Source organism: Acinetobacter sp. YH12068_T, assembly GCF_024606005.1.
In the GTDB taxonomy this organism is placed as follows: Bacteria; Pseudomonadota; Gammaproteobacteria; order Pseudomonadales; family Moraxellaceae; genus Acinetobacter; species Acinetobacter amyesii.
On record NZ_CP094555.1, the window covers coordinates 483,305 to 506,668 of the forward strand.

20 protein-coding genes, 2 tRNA genes and 3 rRNA genes are annotated in these 23,364 nt (G+C 41.8%); 16 read left to right on the plus strand and 9 right to left on the minus strand.

What is annotated here, in order from left to right; all coding sequences use genetic code 11:
- Window positions 1-16: 16 nt before the first annotated feature.
- Complete coding sequence (miaB, locus tag MST18_RS02410) at window positions 17-1,474, minus strand: tRNA (N6-isopentenyl adenosine(37)-C2)-methylthiotransferase MiaB (protein WP_180106954.1); 1,458 nt, start codon at window positions 1,472-1,474, stop codon at window positions 17-19.
- A 307-nt stretch (window positions 1,475-1,781) separates the two neighbouring features.
- Between miaB and MST18_RS02415 the strand changes: the two genes are divergently transcribed.
- From MST18_RS02415 to MST18_RS02435, 5 genes are all read left to right on the plus strand, one after another.
- The gene (locus MST18_RS02415; RefSeq protein ID WP_180106956.1) at window positions 1,782-3,758 is read left to right on the plus strand and encodes a lytic transglycosylase domain-containing protein; all 1,977 of its coding nucleotides are present in this window, start codon (window positions 1,782-1,784) and stop codon (window positions 3,756-3,758) included.
- A gap of 123 nt (window positions 3,759-3,881) precedes the next feature.
- A complete protein-coding gene (locus MST18_RS02420) occupies window positions 3,882-4,463 on the plus strand; it encodes a ribonuclease I (protein ID WP_257227529.1) in 582 nt (193 codons plus the stop codon).
- Between the two features lie 170 nt (window positions 4,464-4,633).
- The gene (locus tag MST18_RS02425) at window positions 4,634-5,620 is read left to right on the plus strand and encodes a malate dehydrogenase (protein WP_078192426.1); all 987 of its coding nucleotides are present in this window, start codon (window positions 4,634-4,636) and stop codon (window positions 5,618-5,620) included.
- Window positions 5,621-5,808: 188 nt separating this feature from the next.
- The gene (locus tag MST18_RS02430; protein WP_180126787.1) at window positions 5,809-6,069 is read left to right on the plus strand and encodes a DUF2789 domain-containing protein; all 261 of its coding nucleotides are present in this window, start codon (window positions 5,809-5,811) and stop codon (window positions 6,067-6,069) included.
- A 105-nt stretch (window positions 6,070-6,174) separates the two neighbouring features.
- A complete protein-coding gene (locus MST18_RS02435) occupies window positions 6,175-6,432 on the plus strand; it encodes a DUF2789 family protein (protein ID WP_078189234.1) in 258 nt (85 codons plus the stop codon).
- Between the two features lie 51 nt (window positions 6,433-6,483).
- Here the strand turns inward: MST18_RS02435 and MST18_RS02440 are convergent, their stop codons facing one another.
- Together MST18_RS02440 and MST18_RS02445 are read right to left on the minus strand one after the other, a co-directional pair.
- Window positions 6,484-7,011, minus strand: a complete 528-nt coding sequence (locus MST18_RS02440; protein ID WP_180133489.1) for a hypothetical protein — start codon at window positions 7,009-7,011, stop codon at window positions 6,484-6,486.
- Window positions 7,012-7,082: 71 nt separating this feature from the next.
- Window positions 7,083-7,685, minus strand: a complete 603-nt coding sequence (locus tag MST18_RS02445) for a 2OG-Fe(II) oxygenase (RefSeq protein WP_111885952.1) — start codon at window positions 7,683-7,685, stop codon at window positions 7,083-7,085.
- Between the two features lie 114 nt (window positions 7,686-7,799).
- Between MST18_RS02445 and MST18_RS02450 the strand changes: the two genes are divergently transcribed.
- The 8 genes from MST18_RS02450 to rrf all read left to right on the plus strand — a co-directional run bounded on the left by MST18_RS02450 (window position 7,800) and on the right by rrf (window position 16,509).
- Complete coding sequence (locus MST18_RS02450; RefSeq protein WP_078189232.1) at window positions 7,800-8,657, plus strand: 23S rRNA (adenine(2030)-N(6))-methyltransferase RlmJ; 858 nt, start codon at window positions 7,800-7,802, stop codon at window positions 8,655-8,657.
- A gap of 41 nt (window positions 8,658-8,698) precedes the next feature.
- Window positions 8,699-9,523, plus strand: a complete 825-nt coding sequence (gene pssA, locus MST18_RS02455) for a CDP-diacylglycerol--serine O-phosphatidyltransferase (RefSeq protein WP_180133490.1) — start codon at window positions 8,699-8,701, stop codon at window positions 9,521-9,523.
- 36 nt (window positions 9,524-9,559) lie between these two features.
- Window positions 9,560-10,636: a DUF6670 family protein gene (locus tag MST18_RS02460; protein WP_180133491.1), complete on the plus strand. Its 1,077-nt coding sequence runs from the start codon at window positions 9,560-9,562 to the stop codon at window positions 10,634-10,636.
- A gap of 434 nt (window positions 10,637-11,070) precedes the next feature.
- A 16S ribosomal RNA gene (locus MST18_RS02465) occupies window positions 11,071-12,609 on the plus strand.
- 61 nt (window positions 12,610-12,670) lie between these two features.
- Window positions 12,671-12,747 (plus strand) — tRNA-Ile (locus MST18_RS02470).
- Window positions 12,748-12,821: 74 nt separating this feature from the next.
- Window positions 12,822-12,897, plus strand: a tRNA-Ala gene (locus MST18_RS02475).
- A 413-nt stretch (window positions 12,898-13,310) separates the two neighbouring features.
- A 23S ribosomal RNA gene (locus MST18_RS02480) occupies window positions 13,311-16,204 on the plus strand.
- A gap of 190 nt (window positions 16,205-16,394) precedes the next feature.
- Window positions 16,395-16,509: ribosomal RNA gene (gene rrf, locus MST18_RS02485) — 5S ribosomal RNA — on the plus strand.
- Together the 16S, 23S and 5S rRNA genes with 2 tRNA genes alongside form the textbook arrangement of a ribosomal RNA operon.
- Before the next feature lie 128 nt (window positions 16,510-16,637).
- Here rrf and MST18_RS02490 read toward each other — a convergent pair.
- The 4 genes from MST18_RS02490 to MST18_RS02505 all read right to left on the minus strand — a co-directional run bounded on the left by MST18_RS02490 (window position 16,638) and on the right by MST18_RS02505 (window position 20,248).
- Window positions 16,638-18,011: a dihydrolipoyl dehydrogenase gene (locus tag MST18_RS02490; protein ID WP_180133607.1), complete on the minus strand. Its 1,374-nt coding sequence runs from the start codon at window positions 18,009-18,011 to the stop codon at window positions 16,638-16,640.
- A gap of 83 nt (window positions 18,012-18,094) precedes the next feature.
- Window positions 18,095-19,294, minus strand: a complete 1,200-nt coding sequence (locus tag MST18_RS02495; protein ID WP_180128658.1) for a hypothetical protein — start codon at window positions 19,292-19,294, stop codon at window positions 18,095-18,097.
- A gap of 203 nt (window positions 19,295-19,497) precedes the next feature.
- Window positions 19,498-19,920, minus strand: a complete 423-nt coding sequence (locus tag MST18_RS02500) for a beta-lactamase hydrolase domain-containing protein (RefSeq protein ID WP_180024585.1) — start codon at window positions 19,918-19,920, stop codon at window positions 19,498-19,500.
- Window positions 19,913-20,248: a TIGR01244 family sulfur transferase gene (locus MST18_RS02505; RefSeq protein WP_078191321.1), complete on the minus strand. Its 336-nt coding sequence runs from the start codon at window positions 20,246-20,248 to the stop codon at window positions 19,913-19,915. Before MST18_RS02505 ends, MST18_RS02500 begins: the two co-directional genes overlap by 8 nt.
- A gap of 124 nt (window positions 20,249-20,372) precedes the next feature.
- Here MST18_RS02505 and MST18_RS02510 point away from each other — a divergent pair, with 124 nt between their 5' ends.
- From MST18_RS02510 to MST18_RS02520, 3 genes are read left to right on the plus strand one after another with little or no spacing between them, the layout of a single operon-like run.
- Window positions 20,373-21,269, plus strand: a complete 897-nt coding sequence (locus MST18_RS02510) for an alpha/beta hydrolase (RefSeq protein ID WP_180008975.1) — start codon at window positions 20,373-20,375, stop codon at window positions 21,267-21,269.
- Window positions 21,270-21,701: a thioredoxin TrxC gene (trxC, locus tag MST18_RS02515; RefSeq protein ID WP_078191319.1), complete on the plus strand. Its 432-nt coding sequence runs from the start codon at window positions 21,270-21,272 to the stop codon at window positions 21,699-21,701.
- Window positions 21,702-21,722: 21 nt separating this feature from the next.
- Window positions 21,723-22,142, plus strand: a complete 420-nt coding sequence (locus tag MST18_RS02520) for an acyl-CoA thioesterase (RefSeq protein ID WP_078191328.1) — start codon at window positions 21,723-21,725, stop codon at window positions 22,140-22,142.
- A 66-nt stretch (window positions 22,143-22,208) separates the two neighbouring features.
- Here the strand turns inward: MST18_RS02520 and MST18_RS02525 are convergent, their stop codons facing one another.
- The gene (locus MST18_RS02525) at window positions 22,209-22,709 is read right to left on the minus strand and encodes an ester cyclase (protein WP_180133606.1); all 501 of its coding nucleotides are present in this window, start codon (window positions 22,707-22,709) and stop codon (window positions 22,209-22,211) included.
- 132 nt (window positions 22,710-22,841) lie between these two features.
- Window positions 22,842-23,345, minus strand: coding sequence for a DUF4442 domain-containing protein (locus MST18_RS02530; RefSeq protein ID WP_180133605.1), 504 nt, complete (start codon window positions 23,343-23,345; stop codon window positions 22,842-22,844).
- Window positions 23,346-23,364: the final 19 nt, after the last annotated feature.

Genomic DNA, 23,364 nt, shown 5'->3' on the forward strand with positions numbered 1-23,364 from the left:
GACGATTAAGCTTACATTACGCCACGTCAGGCTCAAGATTCAAGAGTTCACCGTAAACAAACTTCAAAGTTTTAATATCTGTCACTTCAATCTCTGCAAAACGCCCAACCCATGCAGGATCACCGATAAAGCTAACCAAACGTGTATTGTCTGCAGTACCAATCAGCAAGTTCGGATCTTTGTCTGAAACAGACTCAATCAAGACACGTTGAATGGTCCCAAGCATTGCATCAGTTTTATCGATACTGGATTGTTTAATCCATTGTTGAACTTTTGCAAGACGTTCTTTTTTCACATCTTCAGGGGTTGTGTCTTCAAGTTCTGAGGCAGGAGTACCCGGACGTTTTGAGTAGATGAAACTGTATGAATGATCGAAGTCCATATCTTGGATAAATTGATAAGTTTCTTCGAAGTTTTCGTCAGTCTCACCCGGGAAGCCAATAATAAAGTCGCTAGATAAATGCATATCAGGGCGAACTTGACGTAATTTAGCAATTTTATCGATATATACATCAATCGTGTGGTTACGTTTCATGGCTTGTAGAACGTCATTCGAACCACTTTGAACCGGTAGATGCAAGTGAGAAACCATTTGCGGTAAGTCACGGTAGCATTGAATCAAGTCATCGTTAAATTCAAGCGGGTGCGATGTGGTGTAACGAATACGACCAATCCCTGGAATCTCAGCAACTAAACGTAATAAGTCTGCAAAGGTACAGATTTCCCCTTCAAAAGTTTCACCACGGTAGCCATTCACGTTTTGGCCGAGTAATGAAATTTCACGTACGCCTTTTTCAGCTAAAGTGGCAATTTCAGCCAATACATCATCCAGTGGACGTGATACTTCTTCTCCACGTGTGTAAGGAACCACACAGAAAGAACAGTATTTTGAGCAGCCTTCCATAATCGAGACAAAGGCTTTAAACCCTTCTACACGCGGTTCAGGTAAAAAGTCGAATTTTTCAATGTCAGGGAATGAAATATCCACCAACTGAATTTTTTCTTTTTTTGGTTTGACCACTTGCTCAGTATGTTGATCAAGCATTTGCGGTAAACGGTGTAAGGTTTGTGGACCAAACACCATATCTACATACGGTGCGCGTTTTTGAATGTTGTCACCTTCCTGAGAGGCAACACAGCCACCAACACCAATCACCAAGTCAGGATTTTTTTCTTTCAGCTTGCGCCAGCGGCCTAACTCAGAAAATACTTTTTCTTGTGCTTTTTCACGGATAGAGCAGGTATTCATCAGGAGAATATCCGCTTCTTTTGGATCGGTTGTCAGCACATAGCCGTGAGAATCACCTAAAAGGTCGCCCATACGTTGACTGTCATACTCATTCATCTGACACCCTTGCGTTTCGATGTACAGTTTTTTCACTGTTCCATCTTGAGCTGGGGTGTGCTGTGGCTGGGTAACAGTGTTATCTGGGGCAGCTTGGGCACTATTGGGGATGAAGGTTTGAACCGTCATGTAGGCTCCTAAAGGAATTTTATGAAAATCAATAACCATACGTGGCTGACAGACAATTCAATCAATTGAATTGTGCAGCTGCGGAGGTCAAAAAGGGGATTTTAAGAATGGGCAATATTTTAGCAGTAATTTACTAGAAACTTACAGCCTAAAATGACAACTCTGCCATATTGATTTATGAAGCAAAAATGTTTGAAAATTAATATTGGCTAATCATAAGGTTACATAACAGAACACAATGCAGAGTTTAGAATTATTAAACTAATTCCTAAACAAAGTTCGATGTGCTGTAACTGAGCAGAATGACATGAAAGAAGGCAAGTGGATGTTAAAACATAATTTTAAACAGAAAAATTACGCTAAATTACTTGCTTTGAGTGTCGGGCTCTCCGGAATTTCTGCGTTTTCCCAAGCCGCAGATGAGCAGTTTAACGATGCTTTACGTGCTGCGAATGCAGGCAATATTAGCTTATTACAACAATATCAATCATCCATGCAAAATGACGTTTTGGGCTATTATCCAGAATATTGGTTACTGAATAACAATTTGGCTTCACAACCTGCAAGTGCCATTATTAATTTTGCACAGCGCTATCCAAACTCGGCAATGGCAGAAAAATTAGCCGCAGATTATGTTGAAGAAAAAGTCAAACAAGCTGATTTCGCTACAGCACAGCCTGTCTTGCAATATGTGACTAATGCTGACCGTGCTGAAACATGTGCCATGGCTCAAGTCCGCGCAAAGTCGGGCGACCCTCTGGTTTACGCAGAATTTAAAGATGTATGGTTGACCACAAACTCACAACCTGACTCGTGTACGGGCTTGGGCCGTATGATGCTGTCGAGTCCTTTAATGACTCAAGATGACCGCCATCAACGGATGTGGGGACAGTTAAGAGCGGGTCAGTCAGGACAAGCGATTGCGACTGCGCAAACCATTGGCGTGAATATTAATTTATCGCAACTCAACACCATTCAAGCCAATCCACTGAATTATTTATGGTCTGCACCCAAAGCCACAGCTGAAGATCATGCATACCTGATTTATGCGATGGGTCGCTTGGCCGATAGCGACTTAAATGGCGCGATTTCTTCGGTGAAACGTGCAGCAGAAGGCACACCAGCCGATGTACAAAAAGCCCTATACCGTAGTGTCGGGTATATCGGTGGTACAACGGTAATGAAAAATAATTTCAACCGTGAAGTTCTAAATTATCTTGATTTGAGTTATGGACTGCCTTTTAGTGCAGAAGAAGCCGAGATTTATGCGCGACAAGCCATTCGTTTTGGCGCATGGGAAAGTGTCATTCGTGCAATTGATGCGATGAGCGTTTCGCAAAAGCAGGAAGACCGTTGGCAATATTGGTTAGCACGCGCCTCTGAACAACGTGGAGATGCCTCATCTAAACGTGCGGCAAAAGAAATTTATCGCAAGCTTGCCGTTGGCGATGATTACCATAATTTGTTAGCACGTGACAAAATTGGTCAGTCTTATAACAATATTCCGTCAAATGTGCAGCCTTCGTCACAAGATGCGCAGCGTCTCAGTCAGGATATTCACTTCCGTCGTGCCTTTGCATTGCGCAATATTAATGCATCTGACAGCTATATTAACCGTGAATGGAACTGGGCGGTGCGTCAAGCCTATTTAAAGCATGATGATGGCATGATTCTTGCCGCAGCTAAACGTGCAACCGATATGGGGTGGTATGATCGGGCGATTTATGCGGCAGATCGAACCACTAAACAGCACAATTATGCTTTACGTTATGCTATGCCGCATCAAAATTATGTGGTGAGTCATAGTCGTAATGCAGGGATTGACCCTGCATGGGCTTATGGCTTGATGCGTCAAGAAAGTCGGTTTGTCACTAGCGCACGTTCACATGTCGGTGCCGGTGGTTTAATGCAAATTATGCCAGACACCGCAAAATTGGTGGCTCGTCAGATGGGGGAGAGTTATAACCCCGCTGCATTAACGGATATGAATACCAATATCCGTTATGGCACTTTCTATTTATCAATGATTCAACGTCAATTGAGTAATAGTCCAGTATTAGCGACTGCAGGCTACAATGCGGGTCCAAATCGTGCTCGACGCTGGCAGCCTGAGTATCAAGCGATTGCAGCGGACCAATATACGGAATCGATTCCATTAACGGAAACTCGAGACTATGTAAAACATGTGATGACCAATGCAACCCATTACGGCCTTTTATTGGGTCAGGGGCCGCAATCGATTGAAAAACGAATGCAAATGATTCCATTACGGAATGCGCAATAAGCATTAAAGCAATGCGCCTGTTTTAAGGCGCAATATGGGTAAATAATGAATGCCGAATTGAACATTAGACCTGTTTATCGAATACTGACATCACTGCTCATCGGCATTGGTGCAGGCTTTGGTATGTCTGTGCTTTCGGCAGCACCCGTGGTTAATGGCTATGTGATGGATGTACAAATGGTGCCAGCTGTTTGCGCCTATGATCCTTTAAAAAGTAAAAAACGTAAATGTCTGGAAGGGTATTCACTCAATATCACGGGCCTATATCCAGAAACTTCTACCCGTGATTGCACCACCAATAGTTCAGCTAAACTTTCTCCGTTGCAAGCCAAAGTGGTTGCACGGATTATGCCTGATGAAAATGCTCGCGTGGCGCTTTGGCACACTACCGGCGGCTGTGTCCCAATGAATGCCAGCCAGTATTTCAGAACCATTATTAATCATGCAGATAAGCTAAAAATTCCAGATGAATTGACTAGCCAAGAAACCCAATCCATTCAAGCCAATGTCTTGCGTAATAAAATGTTGCGTATGAACAGCGGATTGGTATCCCAAAGTATTGAATTTAACTGTGTTCAAACCCGTGGTGGCAGCTTACTGACTGAGATTAAAATTTGCTATAAAAACAATGGTCAGTATAAAAGTTGCCCTACGACTATTGTCGGAAATTGTCCTGCAACTTTCATAATTAAAGGTTCTTTCTAAGCTTTTTTCGGCATTTTATTTATATTTCCTATCATACTTTTGTTGAAAAGCATTCTCTTTTACATGCAAGCGTCAAAAGATTGGAGTACAATCTTTGCCGTTTATGATTATTAAGATTAGATAGAACAGCTATTTAATCATTATGACCTTCCTCAATTGGAGATAATTACATGAAGCAAGCAGTTCGTGTTGCCGTTACTGGCGCAGCTGGTCAAATCGGTTATAGCTTATTATTCCGTATCGCAAGCGGTGAAATGTTGGGTAAAGACCAACCAGTTATCCTTCAATTATTAGAAATTCCAGTTGAGAAAGCTCAACAAGCGCTTAAAGGCGTAATGATGGAACTTGATGACTGCGCATTCCCTCTTTTAGAAGGTATGATCGGTACTGATGATCCTAAAGTTGCATTCAAAGATGCTGACTACGCTCTTCTTGTAGGTTCACGTCCACGTGGTCCTGGTATGGAACGTGCTGACCTTCTTAAAGTAAACGGTGAAATCTTCATCGGTCAAGGCCAAGCACTTAACGAAGTTGCTAGCCGTGACGTTAAAGTTCTTGTTGTAGGTAATCCTGCAAACACTAACGCTTACATCGCAATGAAATCTGCTCCAGATCTTCCAGCGAAAAACTTCACAGCAATGTTACGTCTTGACCACAACCGTGCGTTAACTCAACTTGCTCAAAAAGCGGGTGTTGCAGTTTCTGACATCGAAAACATGACAGTTTGGGGTAACCACTCTCCAACAATGTATGCTGACTACCGTTTTGCAAATGTAAACGGCGAAAGCTTAAAAGACAAAATCAACGATGCTGCTTGGAATAAAGACGTATTCCTTCCAACTGTTGGTAAACGTGGTGCTGCGATCATCGAAGCGCGTGGTCTTTCTTCTGCTGCTTCTGCTGCAAACGCTGCAATCGACCATATGCGCGATTGGGCTCTTGGCACAAACGGCAAATGGGTAACTATGGGTATTCCTTCTGACGGTTCTTATGGTATTCCTGAAGGCGTAATGTTCGGTTTCCCTGTAACTTGTGAAAATGGCGAATACAAAATCGTTCAAGGTCTTGAAATCGACGAATTCAGCCGTGAACGTATCAACGTCACTCTAAACGAGCTTGAAGAAGAACGTGCAGCAGTTGCTGACATGGTTAAATAATTTAATTTTTTAAATTAAATTATAAAAAAAAGCACTCCATTTGGGGTGCTTTTTTATGGCCTGCGAAAAATACCAAGCTTAAGTTTTGAACAAAAAATAACACGTTGAGATGTAGTTGCAACTGACAAAGTCAATTAAACAGATAACTATGAAGTGGAAGAAATGTTTTTGGCTTGAGGAGAACGGCAATGTTTGATCAACAACCGACGTTGGAACTATTTTTTGAACAATTGGGGTTAGATGCAAGTCCGGAAGGCATTGATCAATTTATCGAAACGCATCAAATCACCATGGATGTTCCATTGCATGAAGCGCCATTTTGGACGAAGTCACAGCGTGACTTCATTATCAGTCATTGGAAAAAAGATGATGACTGGGCCATAGTGGTCGATATTTTAAATGAACAATTGCATACAGAATATAAGCTTTCCGGATCATGCAAAATCTAAATACAATTTGAAACAACAAACCTAGTTTTAACGCTAGGTTTTTTTAGCTTCATCATATAAGTTAATTAAATAATAAATGACAGATTAGTTGATAAGGAGGGCGAGATGCTCAATCAAAATAAACCATCCTTAGCTTTATTGTTTTCTCAATTGGGGTTAGCTAGCAGTCCAGCTGCGATCGAATTATACGTGCGTACGCATCAGCTTGCTGCAAGTGAAAATTTACATGATGCGCCGTTTTGGAATAAAGCGCAGCGTGATTTTCTAATCAGTCATTTAGTACAAGATGATGATTGGGCTATATGGATTGATGAGCTGAATCAACAGTTGCATATGGATGCATATAAGCTGCAGCCGGCATAGATTTCATTTTTCCAGAAATAAAAAAACACCTCCTCAGAGGTGTTTTTTTATTTAGTGCAGTTTGCTTTGGCGTAACTCTGCAAACCAATCTTCTTGGCGATATGGATTAAATGCAGGATGCTCAAGTAATGTGATCAGTTTGAATTCTTGAGATTTGCAGTATTTATTTAACCAGTGGCGGGTTAACGCAGGTTCCTGTTTTACCGCAGAGGCATAGGCCAAGTAGAAGTAAATGTCGCCATGTTCAGCTTTGGACATCGGTTTCATAATCTGCTGGGTAATTAGGGCATAGCGCTGCTCTTGGGTAATTTCAAAAAATATCATATAAGCTTTGGCTAAATGTACAGACAAATTGATGTATAGCTCAATCGGCATTTCTTCAAATTCAATCCGGCTTTGCTCCAGTAGAACAATGGCTTCTTGCAGAAAATACACTTGTTCTTGATGGTTCTTACTTAAATTAACCAATTGCAGGCGTAAGTCTGCACGCTCAAGGGCAAGTTCAGGGCTGTTGCCTTGTAGAAATAATTGATCGGTTTCGCCAATACGCTGAATAATTTTATGACTGTTTTGACGCATCGGGTACATCCTCATCTATGAATGACTCATATATGAGGATAGTTTAAGGGATTTAAAGGAGGAATCTCGAATTACCACATCGAGTTGTCATTACGTAGCCAAGCCGTAATCGATAAACGTTGATGTTTTGCTTCGAGTACCTCGTGTAATAGGTCACTTTGGAATAACGCAATGCGATTCGGTTTAGGTTCTAAAATATGCCAAACATCATTCTTATCTTGTAAGCGCAATTCACCGCCCCAGTCGGCTTGCCAATATTCATGCAGATAATAAACTGCTGAAATGACACGTCCATTTTTGCCTTGAGGATTATCTTTGTGTAGTGCATAAAACTCACCTGCGTTATAACAAGCAAAATGTGCTTCGACTTCGTGAATGTTAGAAAAAAATGCGCGATTAAATTGTTCTGATAAATGTTCTAAGGCTTGAACGTGTTCTTGTGCGACATCTAATGTGTCGTTAATCCATAAAATATGATCACTTCTAATTTTACTGATGACCCCATTTTGTACGGCTGCATCCCTAAATTTATTTAAATTTGACATACATTCTTCAACAAGTGCATGTATATATTCAGCAGGATAAGCGTCATCAATAATGCTAAACCCGTGTTGATCTAAATCATCGAGGATTTGATCAACCGGCCAAGACTTTGGGAGAAAGGCTGTTTCCATATACGATCCATAAAGTTGTGGAAAAAAAGGTGACGTATTCTAGAGCAAGAATAGCATCGGAATGAAACTATTTTTCATGCTAAAATGTCCGTTGATATTAGGAATTAAAGAAACATGAATTACCGTCACCATTTCCATGCAGGCAACTTTGCCGACGTGATGAAGCACGTTTTGCTGCTTCAGTTATTAAGTCGACTGAATGCAAAAGATAAACCTTATCGCTATGTAGATACACATGGTGGTGCAGGTAAATATGATCTTTCGACCTCTGAAGCACAGAAATCAGGTGAGTTTTTAAATGGTATTCATCGTTTAGTTAAGCTCGATGATTCGATTAAACGCAATGCGCCTGAAGGTGTTCAACAATATTTAAAAGTTGTTGAAAAAATGCGTGAAAACTTTGGTAAAGGCGCTTATCCAGGTTCTCCGTGGTTTGCACTTGAAGGCATGCGTGAAACTGATAAAGCCACGATTTTTGAAATGCAGCGCGATGTATTCCAACAATTGCGCCACAATATTTTTGATAAACGTGCAGGCTTGCATGAGCGTGATGCTTACGAAGGTTTACTGGGTGTAATTCCACCAAAAGAAAAACGTGGTTTGGTCATGATTGACCCGCCTTACGAATTAGAACGTAAAGATTTTCCACAGCTTGTAGAATTGTTGGTGGCTGCTTATAAAAAATGGCCGACAGGCGTTTTTGCGGTATGGTATCCAATTAAAGACCGCGCGATGATTGAACGTTTTGAAAAGAAAATGTACAAAACCGGCATTCGTCGTCAGTTGGTTTGCGAAATTTGTGTATGGCCAGATGACACTCCAGTCGGTCTAAATGGTTGTGGTTTATTGGTGATTAACCCACCTTGGAAATTCTCTGAAGATGCGGACGAAGCATTACAATGGTTGTTCCCACATCTTCGTATGAATGAAAATGGTGGTCATGCAGCCGTACGTTGGTTGGTTGGCGAATAATTTTAAACTTGAAAAAGAAAGGTCACAGTTAGGATCGAACAATGACAAATACAAATAAACCTGAGCGGGAAATTTCTTCAAAGGATGAAAATGCATTTGATGGCATTACATTTGAAGTTGAAGAAGAGGAGCATACCCATGAAGGGCATAAAGTGAAACGTCGTGGGATCTATCTGTGGCCAAACTTGATTACAACTGCAGCGTTGTTATCCGGCTTTTATTCAATAATTGCCAGTATGAATGGTGAGTTTCAACAAGCCATTTATGCCATTTTCCTTGCAGCATTATTTGATGGTTTGGATGGACGTGTCGCACGTGCTATCGGCGCACAAAGTCCTTTTGGTGAACAGTTTGACTCCTTATCAGACTTGCTAGCATTTGGTGTTGCACCTGCCATTTTAATGTATAGCTGGAGTCTAAATGACTTAGGCCGTATTGGCCTGGCAGCATGTTTTGTTTACACCGCATGTGCAGCCTTCCGTTTGGCACGTTTTAACGTACAAATTGGGGTTGTCGATAAACGTTATTTTATTGGTGTTGCAAGTCCACTCGCAGCCGTTATGATTATTTCATTGGTATGGGTAGGTATGGATATCCCTGCGGTCTTCGACTTACGCGAAACAGGTATTCAGATTTTTAATGTGGTAGTGATTATTGCAGTGGGTCTATTGATGATCTCAAATGTAAAATACTATTCATTTAAAACTGTGGATCGTCGCCGTGTTCCATTTGCGGTGTTGCCAATCATAGTCTTCATTTTAGCTGCTGTAACGTATAATATTCCAATGGGTATTTTAATTATTTCAGTAATTTATGCATTGTCTGGCTTTGTCACAACCTTAATGGCAAAAAAGGCTGAAGCATGAGTTAAAACATGAAATAAAAATGAAAAGGAGCTTGATATGCAGATATTTCAAGATTTCTTGGATCAATCAAGACGATTGAATCAAGCTCCAGATTTACAACATAAAAAAATAAATCTACATGCGCCGAATACGTCTTATCCTTCAGTCCATTATGGACTTTGTCTACCGAATCTTCCTGCGCCCTTACGTTATCTTAACTTTATGAGTTGGCTTGGGCAGCCTCAGATTCCCGCTTTTCAAAATCCTGCGTCCATTCAACAAGACGAACTCAATACAGCCACAGTATTGACCAGTGTGAGCGGTCATATGGTTGGGCAATTACAATCATATTCCATCAAAGACGACTGTGGTCTGAGTGATACCGTCTTTAAATTTAGAGATAAAGAGCAGATTGGTTGGGATGGAGCGGTATTTCAAATCCATCGAGAAGATACTGAACTCAGTTTAGATTTGTCCGTGCAAACTACCGGTATTTCTTCTTGTTTAATAAAATTAAGATTAGGTCTAGCTGAATATTGGTCGGTGATGTGCCAATGTGAAGGTCAAATCAAATTTCAGGGCCAGATGTATGATGTAAATCAGCTGGCGGTTTTGTCTTATGCACAAATACGCAAGTTCCCATATTTACCTTTAGCGTTTTATACCCATCAGGTGATTAACCTTAGTCGACAACGTCAAATTATCTTTATGCAAACGCGAGACCGTTATAACAATATTTTGAGCTCACGTTTATATCTAAGAGATTTAAATCAGAAGCAAGTGTTCATGGCAGACCAAGGCGTGTTCTTTAAAGTCATGCGCGTTTATCCTGTGGTTAAAACCCCCAATTTGCAAAAAATGTATTTGCCACGTGAATTTGAATGGATTTACCAAAATGACAAAATGAAAATACATGTACAAGCGCAGAGTCGTGGAGATTTTAAATTTGGACTAGGGGCGGGCTATGCAGGAAGCTTTAACTATCAAATCAAAATCAACGACGAAATCGAGTGTGGGGAAGGTGGTTACTGTGAATATGTTGATTGTCGAGCTTTAAAATGGCAAGAAAAGAATGAAAAAGATAAATTAACGGATAAATATGGAAATATTGTCCCTATTATGCTCAAAAAATAGTAAAAAAACTCAATTTAGTAGAATAAATAAACAAACGTAATGAAAAATTAAAAATAAATGGAAAAGGGTGTTGCGTTGGATCAGAAATGCTGTAGAATGCACATCCATCGGCGGTGATGAAGATTAAAACTTCTGATAAAACAATGACTTGGTTGAATTAAGTTAGGTTTTATTTGATAAGTTTAAAAATAATTTGAATTACCGGTTGACTCTTTAGAAATAAAGAGTAACATAGCCGACCTAGCTTGCTGGTGACGAACCAACAAGAAGATCATTAAGAGATTATGAAGAACAACTTGTGTGGATTTTTACTGATTGATCGATCGAAATTATTTTCATTGATTGATGGTAGAAATTACTCGAAGTTTATTTGAGCAAATTTTTGTCAGTAATTGATGAGCCAAGATTGGTACACTATATGTACTATTGATTTTAAACTGAAGAGTTTGATCATGGCTCAGATTGAACGCTGGCGGCAGGCTTAACACATGCAAGTCGAGCGGGAATAGGTAGCTTGCTACCGATTTCTAGCGGCGGACGGGTGAGTAATGCTTAGGAATCTGCCTATTAGTGGGGGACAACATTTCGAAAGGGATGCTAATACCGCATACGTCCTACGGGAGAAAGCAGGGGATCTTCGGACCTTGCGCTAATAGATGAGCCTAAGTCGGATTAGCTAGTTGGTGGGGTAAAGGCCTACCAAGGCGACGATCTGTAGCGGGTCTGAGAGGATGATCCGCCACACTGGGACTGAGACACGGCCCAGACTCCTACGGGAGGCAGCAGTGGGGAATATTGGACAATGGGGGGAACCCTGATCCAGCCATGCCGCGTGTGTGAAGAAGGCCTTTTGGTTGTAAAGCACTTTAAGCGAGGAGGAGGCTACTTTGGTTAATACCTAGAGATAGTGGACGTTACTCGCAGAATAAGCACCGGCTAACTCTGTGCCAGCAGCCGCGGTAATACAGAGGGTGCGAGCGTTAATCGGATTTACTGGGCGTAAAGCGTGCGTAGGCGGCTTTTTAAGTCGGATGTGAAATCCCCGAGCTTAACTTGGGAATTGCATTCGATACTGGGAAGCTAGAGTATGGGAGAGGATGGTAGAATTCCAGGTGTAGCGGTGAAATGCGTAGAGATCTGGAGGAATACCGATGGCGAAGGCAGCCATCTGGCCTAATACTGACGCTGAGGCACGAAAGCATGGGGAGCAAACAGGATTAGATACCCTGGTAGTCCATGCCGTAAACGATGTCTACTAGCCGTTGGGGCCTTTGAGGCTTTAGTGGCGCAGCTAACGCGATAAGTAGACCGCCTGGGGAGTACGGTCGCAAGACTAAAACTCAAATGAATTGACGGGGGCCCGCACAAGCGGTGGAGCATGTGGTTTAATTCGATGCAACGCGAAGAACCTTACCTGGTCTTGACATAGTAAGAACTTTCCAGAGATGGATTGGTGCCTTCGGGAACTTACATACAGGTGCTGCATGGCTGTCGTCAGCTCGTGTCGTGAGATGTTGGGTTAAGTCCCGCAACGAGCGCAACCCTTTTCCTTATTTGCCATCGGGTTAAGCCGGGAACTTTAAGGATACTGCCAGTGACAAACTGGAGGAAGGCGGGGACGACGTCAAGTCATCATGGCCCTTACGACCAGGGCTACACACGTGCTACAATGGTCGGTACAAAGGGTTGCTACTCCGCGAGGAGATGCTAATCTCAAAAAGCCGATCGTAGTCCGGATTGGAGTCTGCAACTCGACTCCATGAAGTCGGAATCGCTAGTAATCGCGGATCAGAATGCCGCGGTGAATACGTTCCCGGGCCTTGTACACACCGCCCGTCACACCATGGGAGTTTGTTGCACCAGAAGTAGGTAGTCTAACCGTAAGGAGGACGCTTACCACGGTGTGGCCGATGACTGGGGTGAAGTCGTAACAAGGTAGCCGTAGGGGAACCTGCGGCTGGATCACCTCCTTAACGAAAGATTGACGATTGGTAAGAATCCACAACAAGTTGTTCTTCATGACGATGTATCTGAGGGTCTGTAGCTCAGTTGGTTAGAGCACACGCTTGATAAGCGTGGGGTCACAAGTTCAAGTCTTGTCAGACCCACCATTCTGACTAACGAAGTATTTGAATAAAATACGGAAGCAAACAGAGAATCAGAAACATTGACTTATTGATAAGCTGGGGACTTAGCTTAGTTGGTAGAGCGCCTGCTTTGCACGCAGGAGGTCAGGAGTTCGACTCTCCTAGTCTCCACCATACATTCCTTCGGAATGTATAAAGAACGAAGCTAAAATAAACAATCAAGCGATTGTTAGCTTAGTCCTTAAGCGATCAAGTGCTTAGGTTATAGAGCTTAGCAACAAAGTGGCGTATGATTCGCTGCATTGTTATTAAGCTCTGTGATTTATCACAGTTTCCTGACCTGACGAAGGCTGGAAAAATCATTAACAGAATATATTTGAGTTGAAATAATTTGTTCATACTCGTTTGATTTAACTTAACAAGCAATTGTGAAAGTTGAATGAAATGAGTTACTAGCGAAATTAACTGAATCAAGCGTTTTGGTATATGAATCTAATTGAAGCTGTACAGTGATTAAATTCACGAAGCTCTAAACTGTAATGTTGGTTGATCTACTTGTAGGATCAAACGACTGTTTGGGGTTGTATAGTCAAGTAATTAAGTGCATGTGGTGGATGCCTTGGCAGTCAGAGGCGATGAAAGACGTAATAGCCTGCGATAAGCTCCGGGGAGGCGGCAAATATCCTGTGATCCGGAGATTTCTGAATGGGGAAACCCACCCGCTATAAGGCGGGTATCATAAACTGAATACATAGGTTTATGAGGCGAACGAGGGGAAGTGAAACATCTCAGTACCCTTAGGAAAAGAAATCAATTGAGATTCCCTCAGTAGCGGCGAGCGAACGGGGAAAAGCCCATTAAGTTATCTAAGCTTTAGTGGAACGCTCTGGGAAGTGCGACCATAGTAGGTGATAGTCCTGTACACGAAAGGGCTTAGATAATGATGTCGAGTAGGGCGAGGCACGTGAAACCTTGTCTGAATATGGGGGGACCATCCTCCAAGGCTAAATACTCCTGACTGACCGATAGTGAACCAGTACCGTGAGGGAAAGGCGAAAAGAACCCCTGTGAGGGGAGTGAAATAGATCCTGAAACCGCATGCATACAAGCAGTGGGAGCCAACTTGTTTGGTGACTGCGTACCTTTTGTATAATGGGTCAGCGACTTACATTCAGTAGCAAGGTTAACCGATTAGGGGAGCCGTAGAGAAATCGAGTCTTAATAGGGCGTTTAGTTGCTGGGTGTAGACCCGAAACCGGGTGATCTATCCATGAGCAGGTTGAAGGTTGGGTAACACTAACTGGAGGACCGAACCCACTGTCGTTGAAAAGCCAGGGGATGACTTGTGGATAGGGGTGAAAGGCTAATCAAACTCGGTGATAGCTGGTTCTCCCCGAAAGCTATTTAGGTAGCGCCTCGGACGAATACCATTGGGGGTAGAGCACTGTTTCGGCTAGGGGGTCATCCCGACTTACCAAACCGATGCAAACTCCGAATACCAATGAGTACTATCCGGGAGACAGACTGCGGGTGCTAACGTCCGTAGTCAAGAGGAAAACAATCCAGACCGCCAGCTAAGGCCCCAAAATTATAGTTAAGTGGGAAACGATGTGGGAAGGCATAGACAGCTAGGAGGTTGGCTTAGAAGCAGCCACCCTTTAAAGAAAGCGTAATAGCTCACTAGTCGAGTCGGCCTGCGCGGAAGATGTAACGGGGCTAAAACTATATGCCGAAGCTGCGGATTTACACATTAGTGTAAGTGGTAGGGGAGCGTTCTGTAAGCCGATGAAGGTGGATTGAGAAGTCTGCTGGAGGTATCAGAAGTGCGAATGCTGACGTGAGTAACGACAAAACGGGTGAAAAACCCGTTCGCTGAAAGACCAAGGGTTCCAGTCCAACGTTAATCGGGGCTGGGTGAGTCGACCCCTAAGGCGAGGCCGAGAGGCGTAGTCGATGGGAAATTGGTTAATATTCCAATACTTCAGTGTAATGCGATGAGAGGACGGAGAAGGTTAAGTCAGCCTGGCGTTGGTTGTCCAGGTGAAAGGAAGTAGGCATGTATCTTAGGCAAATCCGGGGTACTCTATGCTGAGATCTGACAGCAAGCTGTACTTGTACAGTGAAGTGGCTGATACCATACTTCCAGGAAAAGTCTCTAAGCTTCAGTTACACTGGAATCGTACCCGAAACCGACACAGGTGGTCAGGTCGAGTAGACCAAAGCGCTTGAGAGAACTCTGCTGAAGGAACTAGGCAAAATGGTACCGTAACTTCGGGAGAAGGTACGCTGCTTTTGGTGATGGAACTTGCTTCCTGAGCTGAGAGCAGCCACAGAAACCAGGCCCCTGCAACTGTTTATTAAAAACATAGCACTCTGCAAACACGAAAGTGGACGTATAGGGTGTGATGCCTGCCCGGTGCTGGAAGGTTAATTGATGGGGTTAGCGTAAGCGAAGCTCTTGATCGAAGCCCCAGTAAACGGCGGCCGTAACTATAACGGTCCTAAGGTAGCGAAATTCCTTGTCGGGTAAGTTCCGACCTGCACGAATGGCATAATGATGGGGGCGCTGTCTCCAGCAGAGGCTCAGTGAAATCGAAATCGCCGTGAAGATGCGGTGTACCCGCGGCTAGACGGAAAGACCCCGTGAACCTTTACTGCAGCTTGACATTGAACTTTGATCTTACTTGTGTAGGATAGGTGGGAGGCTTTGAAACCGAGACGCTAGTTTCGGTGGAGCCAATCTTGAAATACCACCCTGGTAATATTGAGGTTCTAACTCTGCTCCATTATCTGGAGCGAGGACCATGTCTGGTGGGTAGTTTGACTGGGGCGGTCTCCTCCTAAAGAGTAACGGAGGAGTACGAAGGTGCGCTCAGCGTGGTCGGAAATCACGCGTAGAGTATAAAGGCAAAAGCGCGCTTAACTGCGAGACCCACAAGTCGAGCAGGTACGAAAGTAGGTCTTAGTGATCCGGTGGTTCTGTATGGAAGGGCCATCGCTCAACGGATAAAAGGTACTCTGGGGATAACAGGCTGATACCGCCCAAGAGTTCATATCGACGGCGGTGTTTGGCACCTCGATGTCGGCTCATCTCATCCTGGGGCTGAAGCAGGTCCCAAGGGTATGGCTGTTCGCCATTTAAAGAGGTACGCGAGCTGGGTTTAGAACGTCGTGAGACAGTTCGGTCCCTATCTACCGTGGGCGCTGGAAATTTGAGAGGATCTGCTCCTAGTACGAGAGGACCAGAGTGGACGAACCTCTGGTGTACCGGTTGTGACGCCAGTCGCATCGCCGGGTAGCTATGTTCGGAAGGGATAACCGCTGAAAGCATCTAAGCGGGAAGCCTACCTCAAGATAAGATTTCCCTTGGACTTTATGTCCACTAAAGAGCCGTTGAAGACTACGACGTTGATAGGTTGGATGTGGAAGTGCGGTGACGCATGAAGCTGACCAATACTAATTGCTCGTGAGGCTTGACTATACAACACCCAAACAGTTGTATGTAAAGCATCAATTGATTCGATATTAAGCAAAATAACTTGATTTAGTTAACGCTTAAGAACAAAATACTGCAACTCAGATATGATCTGTTAATAACTCATTTGGTAGAAAACTTAGCACGAAGAGCACTGCTCTGAGATTAGACTAAGCGAGTATCCATAAACAGTTGTGCTGGCGACAATAGCAAGAGTGAACCACCTGATCCCTTCCCGAACTCAGAAGTGAAACCTCTTAGCGCTAATGGTAGTGTGGGGTTACCCATGTGAGAGTAAGTCATCGCCAGCTCATTATTCGAAAACACCCCCTGATATCTCAGGGGGTGTTTTTTTATGTCGGGAAAAAGGGAAAGAAAAAGGGAGCACGAAAATTAAGCGCTGGATATCCAACGCTATTAACATACCTAAAAGATAAAATTATATTAACTGACGTCGTGCATGCTTTAATGCTGTTCTTAACCCTTCTTCTAACGTTGGATGATAGAAAGGCTTATCCAAAATTTCATGTATGCTTAGTTCTTCTGAAATCATCCAAGCTAGCAAATGTGCTAGATGTTCAGCTTCTGCACAGAATAGCTCAGCTCCTAATAGTTTATGGCTAATTGTATCCACATATACTTCGGCAGCCCCTTTATTTTTAGCAGCAACAATCGCACGACCTTGTTTTTCATAAGAAACGTAACCAATGACGAATTCTGTGTTTTTATCTTGTAGATGCTTATAGCTTTGCCCAATGGTTGCCATTTGTGGTGTAGAAAATAAGATGCCTAAAGGAGTTAGCGTCTTGATGGATTTAGTTTGTGGAAAGTTTAAACAGTTTTGTACTGCAAACTTACCTTCATGAGCTGCTTCATGTTGGATAGGGGTACTGGTATGTGCATCGCCGACAATAAAAATAGGATAATCTGCAAGTTGCTTTGTATGTGGGTTAATTGGCAAATTTTTAATATCTTTAAATTCCGTACTTACACGTTCTAAACCTAATGTATTTAATAATGTACGTCTGCCAGTTGCAGCTAAGACATAGTCAACTTGTAGCGACTTTTGTACGTTTTCTTCAGTATAGGTTAAATGAACTAGATCGCTTTCAATAGCATAATGTTCAGGTAAAATTTCAAACTTTAGCTTTAACTCTTTACTTAATTCTTCCTGTGCGAGCTTTTGCAATATAGGGCTACTCAGTGAGCCAATTTTTCGACTACGTGCAAAAACGGTTGTGTTTACATTGAGGCGTGTTAAAGCCTGCGCTAATTCCAAAGCGATGACACCACTTCCAATAACTGCGACTGATTTAGGGAGTTGTTCTAATTCAAATATCTGATCTGATGTAATTAATTTATCGCCTAATATTTGTTTTTGTTCAGCATCTATAGCAGGAGTTGTACCTACAGCAAGGATAAATGACTTGGCTTTAAATGTTTGGTTGTTTACTTGAATGGTATTTGAATCAATAAATTTAGCTTTACCTGAAATTTTATGTTGGCTTGGCCAACTTTCAACATCTTTTAACGTGGCTCTTGTAAAACGATCACGTAAGGTTTGAACATGTTGCATGACGCTAGAGGTATCAATTTCACTTTTGACATCTAGTCCTAAATTATCTGCATGTCTTATTTCGTACATACGGTTGGCAGTAGAGATAAGTATTTTACTTGGCATACAACCAACGCGTGCACAGGTAGTATCCCAAGGCCCATCATTAATGATAAGAAGATTTTGTGTTTTTTTAATTGCTTCTTTATAGGCTGAAATGCCTGCTGTTCCTGAACCGATAATGATGATGTCGTACATTTGGATATGCTTCATTTCATGAGTTTAGATCTAATATATAAAAAAACCCTCAGTATAGAGGGTTTAATTGCATTTTTTTACACTTAAAATTTAATACCAGAAGGTAATGTTAAACTTGTACTTACAGTTCCTGCATTATTAGTAGATGAACCTTTGAATGTTATTCCATTAATAGCATGTTCAAAACTAAGACTACCACTTGTAGCTTGTTTAAATTTCAAAATATTCGTCCCTGTTAATTTAATGCTTCCAGTAAATGTCTGGCTATTTAAACTAGAGGCTTCATTCTCAACTCGAGTCCCATCGATTGTTGTGATGCTAGGTAAAATTAGTTCTTGTTCACCTGAAGCTTTCACACGATAACTTGCTGAACTTGTGGTACCTGGTGTTGAGTTTAATACGAATGAAATTGGTTCTGCAAAAGGAATATTTGGGTTATCGTTAATTAATACATTAAATCCTGATCCAGATTGAATATTGTATAAATCTCCATCGAGAGAAGAGAGATCTTTGTAAATACTGATAGCACCTGTTGTTACTTCACGTTCAATATCATCACCAGTTTCTGGATCCGTAACTATTGCTGTTGTTGTAATTTTATAGTCGCTTGTATTGCCATTTATTAAAACAAACCTTTTTTGTTGAGTTTGTTGTATTCCCCAAGACTGTTGAAATGGATAAGCAAATGCACCAGTAATTGTTACATCATGGAAATTTTTATCTCCATTTTCATTTTCAAATACGTAAATGCGAGTATTGGATTCATATTCTTCTAAGTTTGGTGTCACTTCATCATGTTGTAATTTGATGTTTTTTAGATCATTAGCTGTAATATCGAAATCCCAGTTGTCATAACCCGGTAAGATATTTTTAATATCTTCGCCAATAAAAACATAACATGCTCTATAGTCAGTTTTACTTAAATAGAAACATTTATCTCTGTAGTGATAAGTATTTTTATATGAGTTTAAGTTTATTTTTCTAATATCTAAACTTAATTGTAATGGGCCTTGTGCAAATGTATCCATTGAATGATCAATATAGCCTTTTGCTGTTGATGCATCGTTAGGATCATAATTACCGAATAAATATTGCCCTTCACGTTTTAAAATTTCTAACTGTGCTTTTGCTGTTTCAGCTGGGGTTGTTGTACCACCATTGTTATTGTTTTGATTAGAAGAATCTGTTCCTTCGTTATTAAAATATCCATCACTACCGCCACCACCACAAGCAGTAAGTATCGTTGCTAAAGTAAGTACAAGTGTCCCTTGAACGAATTTCATGAAGTACCCCAAAATAGTTATTTATGTATAGAAAAAGTTATATTGCGTAAAGATACCACACATAAAAAATGGCGCAAATAGCGCCATCTTTATATTCGTCATTTTATAGTGCAGTCCCGACACTTACACCAACGGTTGGACGTACATTCATAGAATTACACCCTGTTAGCAACAACGTTGTAAATAAAACTACAAACACGAATTTAGTCATTGAGCAAACCTTGAGCCTTAGCTTGATTGAAAAGAGATGTCGAACGAGAGCCACTACGACAAATCATCAAAATGGGTTTAGGAAGCTCATTATAATATTTGGCAAATTCTTTCACGTCTGTTTGAGAAATTTTACCGCTTTGCACAGGTTGATACACAACACTCACATGAGACTTTTCCGCAATGCCTCGTAACTGTAAAACAGTCACTTCATTGCCCGCCTCATTATCTGGTCGATTCACAATTACAGATTTAAATTTAAGTTGTTTGAGTAAACTTGAAAACTTATCTGTGGTCATTTGTCCAGAGACACTTAAATTTGCATTTAAGGGCTGACTGTTATTGTCTGCAAATGTAGGTGCTGAAAAAATGCACGTTGCGATCAATAAAGCTTTTTGAATGAAAGCCTTAGTCATCCAAAAGATCCATCTGTTTTGCTAGTTGATATAGATTATTTGAACGGTTACCTGTACGGCAGAACATGAGAACTGGCTTTGGCAATTCATTAAAATGATTAGCAAAGTTACGGACATCTAGCTCAGAAATTTGACCGGCAACGACAGGTTGATGAACATAATCTAAACCAGCGCTACGAGCTGCTTCTTCAATTTGAGCACTGGTTGGTTGCTCAGGACCACCTTCCATGTCAGGGCGGTTATTGATAATCGATTTAAAGCCTTTTTCAACCACTTGCGCTACATGTTCTGGGCCGATTTGACCTGCAAAACCAACATTTTCGCTCATTGAGTCACTCCATAATTTAATTCATAGATTTATGCTTTATGATAGCATTAAGCACAAACTTGAGCAGAATGTTCTTAAATTTTTATAAGCGATTACAACCATAAAATAACGCAATGGAGCGCGTATGCACGCCTATACAGTCGAACCACTGTATGTCAAAAGCGGACAAGATGTTATAGCTGCTGACTTTTATCGTCCAAAATCTGTTGAAAAACCTGCAGTCATTCTCATGGCACATGGTTTAGCGGCATTACGCCAATTTAAATTAGTGCAATATGCAAAGCGCTTTGTACAAGCGGGCTATGCTGTCGTGTTGTTTGATTATCGCTATTGGGGGGGCAGCACAGGGCGTCCGAGAGAGTTGGTGAATCTTAAAGCTCAACTTGAAGATTGGCGGACCATGATTGATCATTTACAGCAGCGTAAATCGATTGATTCGAGACGCATTGTATTATGGGGAACATCGCTGAGTGGTGGCTATGTACTCAGTTTGGCGGCAGAGCTTAAAAATATTAAAGCGCTGATGGTACAAGTTCCATTTGTCGATGGCGCTGAAAGTGCAAAGTTGTATCCCTTACAGCAATTACCCAAAGCGTTAAAATTATCGAGTCAGGACTATATGGGTTCTAAAGTTGGGATGAGCCCAACGACTTTACCTGTAGTTCATCCACATCGATTGTGTTTTTTACAGTCTGAAGATAGTTATGCGGGCTATTTATCGATTGTCAATCCTGACTTTTATTGGAGTGGAGAAATTCCGGCTCGGGCCTTTTTTAAGCTAATCCGTTATCGCCCAATATTGGATGTACGTAAAATTAGCATACCAGTACTTTTTATTGCAGCCAAAGAAGATAGTTTGATTCCCATCGAATCAAGCCGTGAAACTGCGACCAATATTGCACCGTATGTGCAGTATTATGAGTGGGAAATGCAACATTTTGATATTTATCATGGGCAATGGTTTGAAAAAGCCATGGCAACCCAATTAGAATTTTTACATCAACATGTTGGAGTCAGCTAAATGATCGTTGTGTGTCCTGAATGTGGTGCAAAAAACCGTGTACCTGAAGAAAAACTCGAAGTTGGACCTGCATGTGGTCAATGTCACCAAGCATTGATTCCATTAGCGCCCATCGAGTTGAATGAAAAGAACTTTGCAAATTTTATTAGCAATAGTGATTTACCTGTGCTGATCGATTTATGGGCTGAGTGGTGTGGACCATGTAAGATGATGGCGCCACACTTTGCACAAGTTGCAAAATCAAATCCGAAGGTGGTTTTTGCCAAAATTGATACCGAAGCAAACCCTCGATTGAGCGGTGCATTTAATGTTCGGAGTATTCCTACACTGGTTTTGATGAATAAAACCAACGAAATTGCTAGAATAAGCGGTGCAATGCGTGCTGGTGAGTTACAACAATGGCTCAACCAGCAGTTAAATCTACCTCAATAAATGTCAGCGCCAGGAGCTAAAGTGTCAGAAACTCATGTAAAACCTGAAGGAACGCTTTCCCTACAAACCATCGCGATGCCTGCAGACACCAACTGGAGTGGTGATGTTTTCGGTGGTTGGATCGTGTCACAAATGGACTTGGCCGGTGCAATTCACGCAGAGCGTTTCAGTCAAGGACGCTGTGCAACGATTTCAATTAACCAAATGACCTTCCTCGTTCCTGTGAAAGTCGGGGATGTCATCAGTGTATATACCAAAATTTTAAAAGTGGGTAATACCTCTATCCAAATGCAGATTGAAGTTTGGGATAGTCATGACAGTTCACGTGATCCAATTCGCGTAACCGAAGGTGTATTTACATTTGTCGCTGTCGATGTGAAAGGTGCTAAGCGTCAAATTCCTGCGGATGCAAAAGCTAAATTTGCTGCAGATCAAGCTTAATTAAAGTTAGACGCAAAAAAAAAGCCGCTCAATCGAGTGGCTTTTTTATTAATCACGAATTAAAACTTAGAACATTGTATTTGAATTGGCACTGGTTTCAGGAATGCTCTGTTGCACATCCCAATGTTCGACGATCTTGCCATTTTCAACACGGAAGATATCAATAATGGCTTCTCCACGGTCTTGCTTATTCTGCGTAGAGTGCACATGTAAATAGACCAAATCACCTTCGGCAGCGGCACGTTTGATCTGGTTTTTTGCTTCAGGATTCTGTTTAAAATATTGGGTGAAGTAATCGACAAATGGCGCTTTGCCATCAGGTACATGCGGATTATGTTGAATATATTGATTGCCAATATATCGGTCAGCATATGTCTTAACCTGATGTTTAAGAAAGACACCTTCATAAAAATCAATCACGATTTTCTTATTTTCCGCTGCTTGGCTGGTTTGAATATTGCTATCAGCCGCTTGATTTGGAGTCGTTGGCGTTGCAGGAATAGTACTTTGACATGCAGTTAAAAACACCGCCAGGCTGATGAGTGAAAGGGGAATGATTTTTTTCATAAAGTGCTCAATATATTTGTGTCGTGCAAGCATATTGAGCGGAATTACGGCGTATAAATAGTAAAAAACAGTCTTGATTTTGCTGAAATTTGGTAAAACTTATACTTACCTAAAAGTAAGTTTTATTTACATTTATTTATTTTTCAGAGCGGATTTTGCCACCCACGCCCAAAGCATTTCACATTGAATCGGTGCTTCACCAGATTCATCGGTGACGAAGACCTGTACTAAGGTTTCACCTTTTTCTGTACTTTGCATTTGTCGTTGCTGTTCGGGTGTAAGCGTTGCGATGGCTGTCATCCCACCTTGGGTTGGACGCTTAAAATCAACTTTGAAGCTTTTAATCAGGACAATGGCGCTATCAGGGACGTTCATTGCTGTGACAAAACCTGTGGCTGTTTCTGCGATCAGCGCCATGGCACAGGCATGTACTTGCCCGATATGGTTTTGCATCGCCTTATGATTGGCGATGCTCACCTCAACACGCTCAGGGCTGACATGTTTATACTGGATTTTAGCTGTTCCAACCATGGGTACGACACGACCAAAAGCTCGACTGAGCAAACGACTTTGAATACCTTTGGGTAATTTAGAGCTTGCTTTGACCAGTTTATTTAGACGATTTGGACGTGCCATATTGACCTCAATGGCAGTT

Coding starts and splice junctions, on each gene's coding strand:
- MST18_RS02445 (WP_111885952.1), bottom strand. CDS start 7,685: ATGGAAACAGCCTTTCTCCCAAAGTCTTGGCCGGTTGATCAAATCCTC.
- MST18_RS02505 (WP_078191321.1), bottom strand. CDS start 20,248: ATGAGCGAAAATGTTGGTTTTGCAGGTCAAATCGGCCCAGAACATGTA.
- MST18_RS02510 (WP_180008975.1), top strand. CDS start 20,373: ATGCACGCCTATACAGTCGAACCACTGTATGTCAAAAGCGGACAAGAT.
- MST18_RS02420 (WP_257227529.1), top strand. CDS start 3,882: ATGTCTGTGCTTTCGGCAGCACCCGTGGTTAATGGCTATGTGATGGAT.
- MST18_RS02490 (WP_180133607.1), bottom strand. CDS start 18,011: ATGTACGACATCATCATTATCGGTTCAGGAACAGCAGGCATTTCAGCC.
- MST18_RS02460 (WP_180133491.1), top strand. CDS start 9,560: ATGCAGATATTTCAAGATTTCTTGGATCAATCAAGACGATTGAATCAA.
- MST18_RS02440 (WP_180133489.1), bottom strand. CDS start 7,011: ATGCGTCAAAACAGTCATAAAATTATTCAGCGTATTGGCGAAACCGAT.
- MST18_RS02525 (WP_180133606.1), bottom strand. CDS start 22,709: ATGAAAAAAATCATTCCCCTTTCACTCATCAGCCTGGCGGTGTTTTTA.
- MST18_RS02430 (WP_180126787.1), top strand. CDS start 5,809: ATGTTTGATCAACAACCGACGTTGGAACTATTTTTTGAACAATTGGGG.
- MST18_RS02435 (WP_078189234.1), top strand. CDS start 6,175: ATGCTCAATCAAAATAAACCATCCTTAGCTTTATTGTTTTCTCAATTG.
- MST18_RS02495 (WP_180128658.1), bottom strand. CDS start 19,294: ATGAAATTCGTTCAAGGGACACTTGTACTTACTTTAGCAACGATACTT.
- trxC (WP_078191319.1), top strand. CDS start 21,270: ATGATCGTTGTGTGTCCTGAATGTGGTGCAAAAAACCGTGTACCTGAA.
- MST18_RS02415 (WP_180106956.1), top strand. CDS start 1,782: ATGAAAGAAGGCAAGTGGATGTTAAAACATAATTTTAAACAGAAAAAT.
- miaB (WP_180106954.1), bottom strand. CDS start 1,474: ATGACGGTTCAAACCTTCATCCCCAATAGTGCCCAAGCTGCCCCAGAT.
- MST18_RS02530 (WP_180133605.1), bottom strand. CDS start 23,345: ATGGCACGTCCAAATCGTCTAAATAAACTGGTCAAAGCAAGCTCTAAA.
- MST18_RS02425 (WP_078192426.1), top strand. CDS start 4,634: ATGAAGCAAGCAGTTCGTGTTGCCGTTACTGGCGCAGCTGGTCAAATC.
- pssA (WP_180133490.1), top strand. CDS start 8,699: ATGACAAATACAAATAAACCTGAGCGGGAAATTTCTTCAAAGGATGAA.
- MST18_RS02500 (WP_180024585.1), bottom strand. CDS start 19,920: ATGACTAAGGCTTTCATTCAAAAAGCTTTATTGATCGCAACGTGCATT.
- MST18_RS02450 (WP_078189232.1), top strand. CDS start 7,800: ATGAATTACCGTCACCATTTCCATGCAGGCAACTTTGCCGACGTGATG.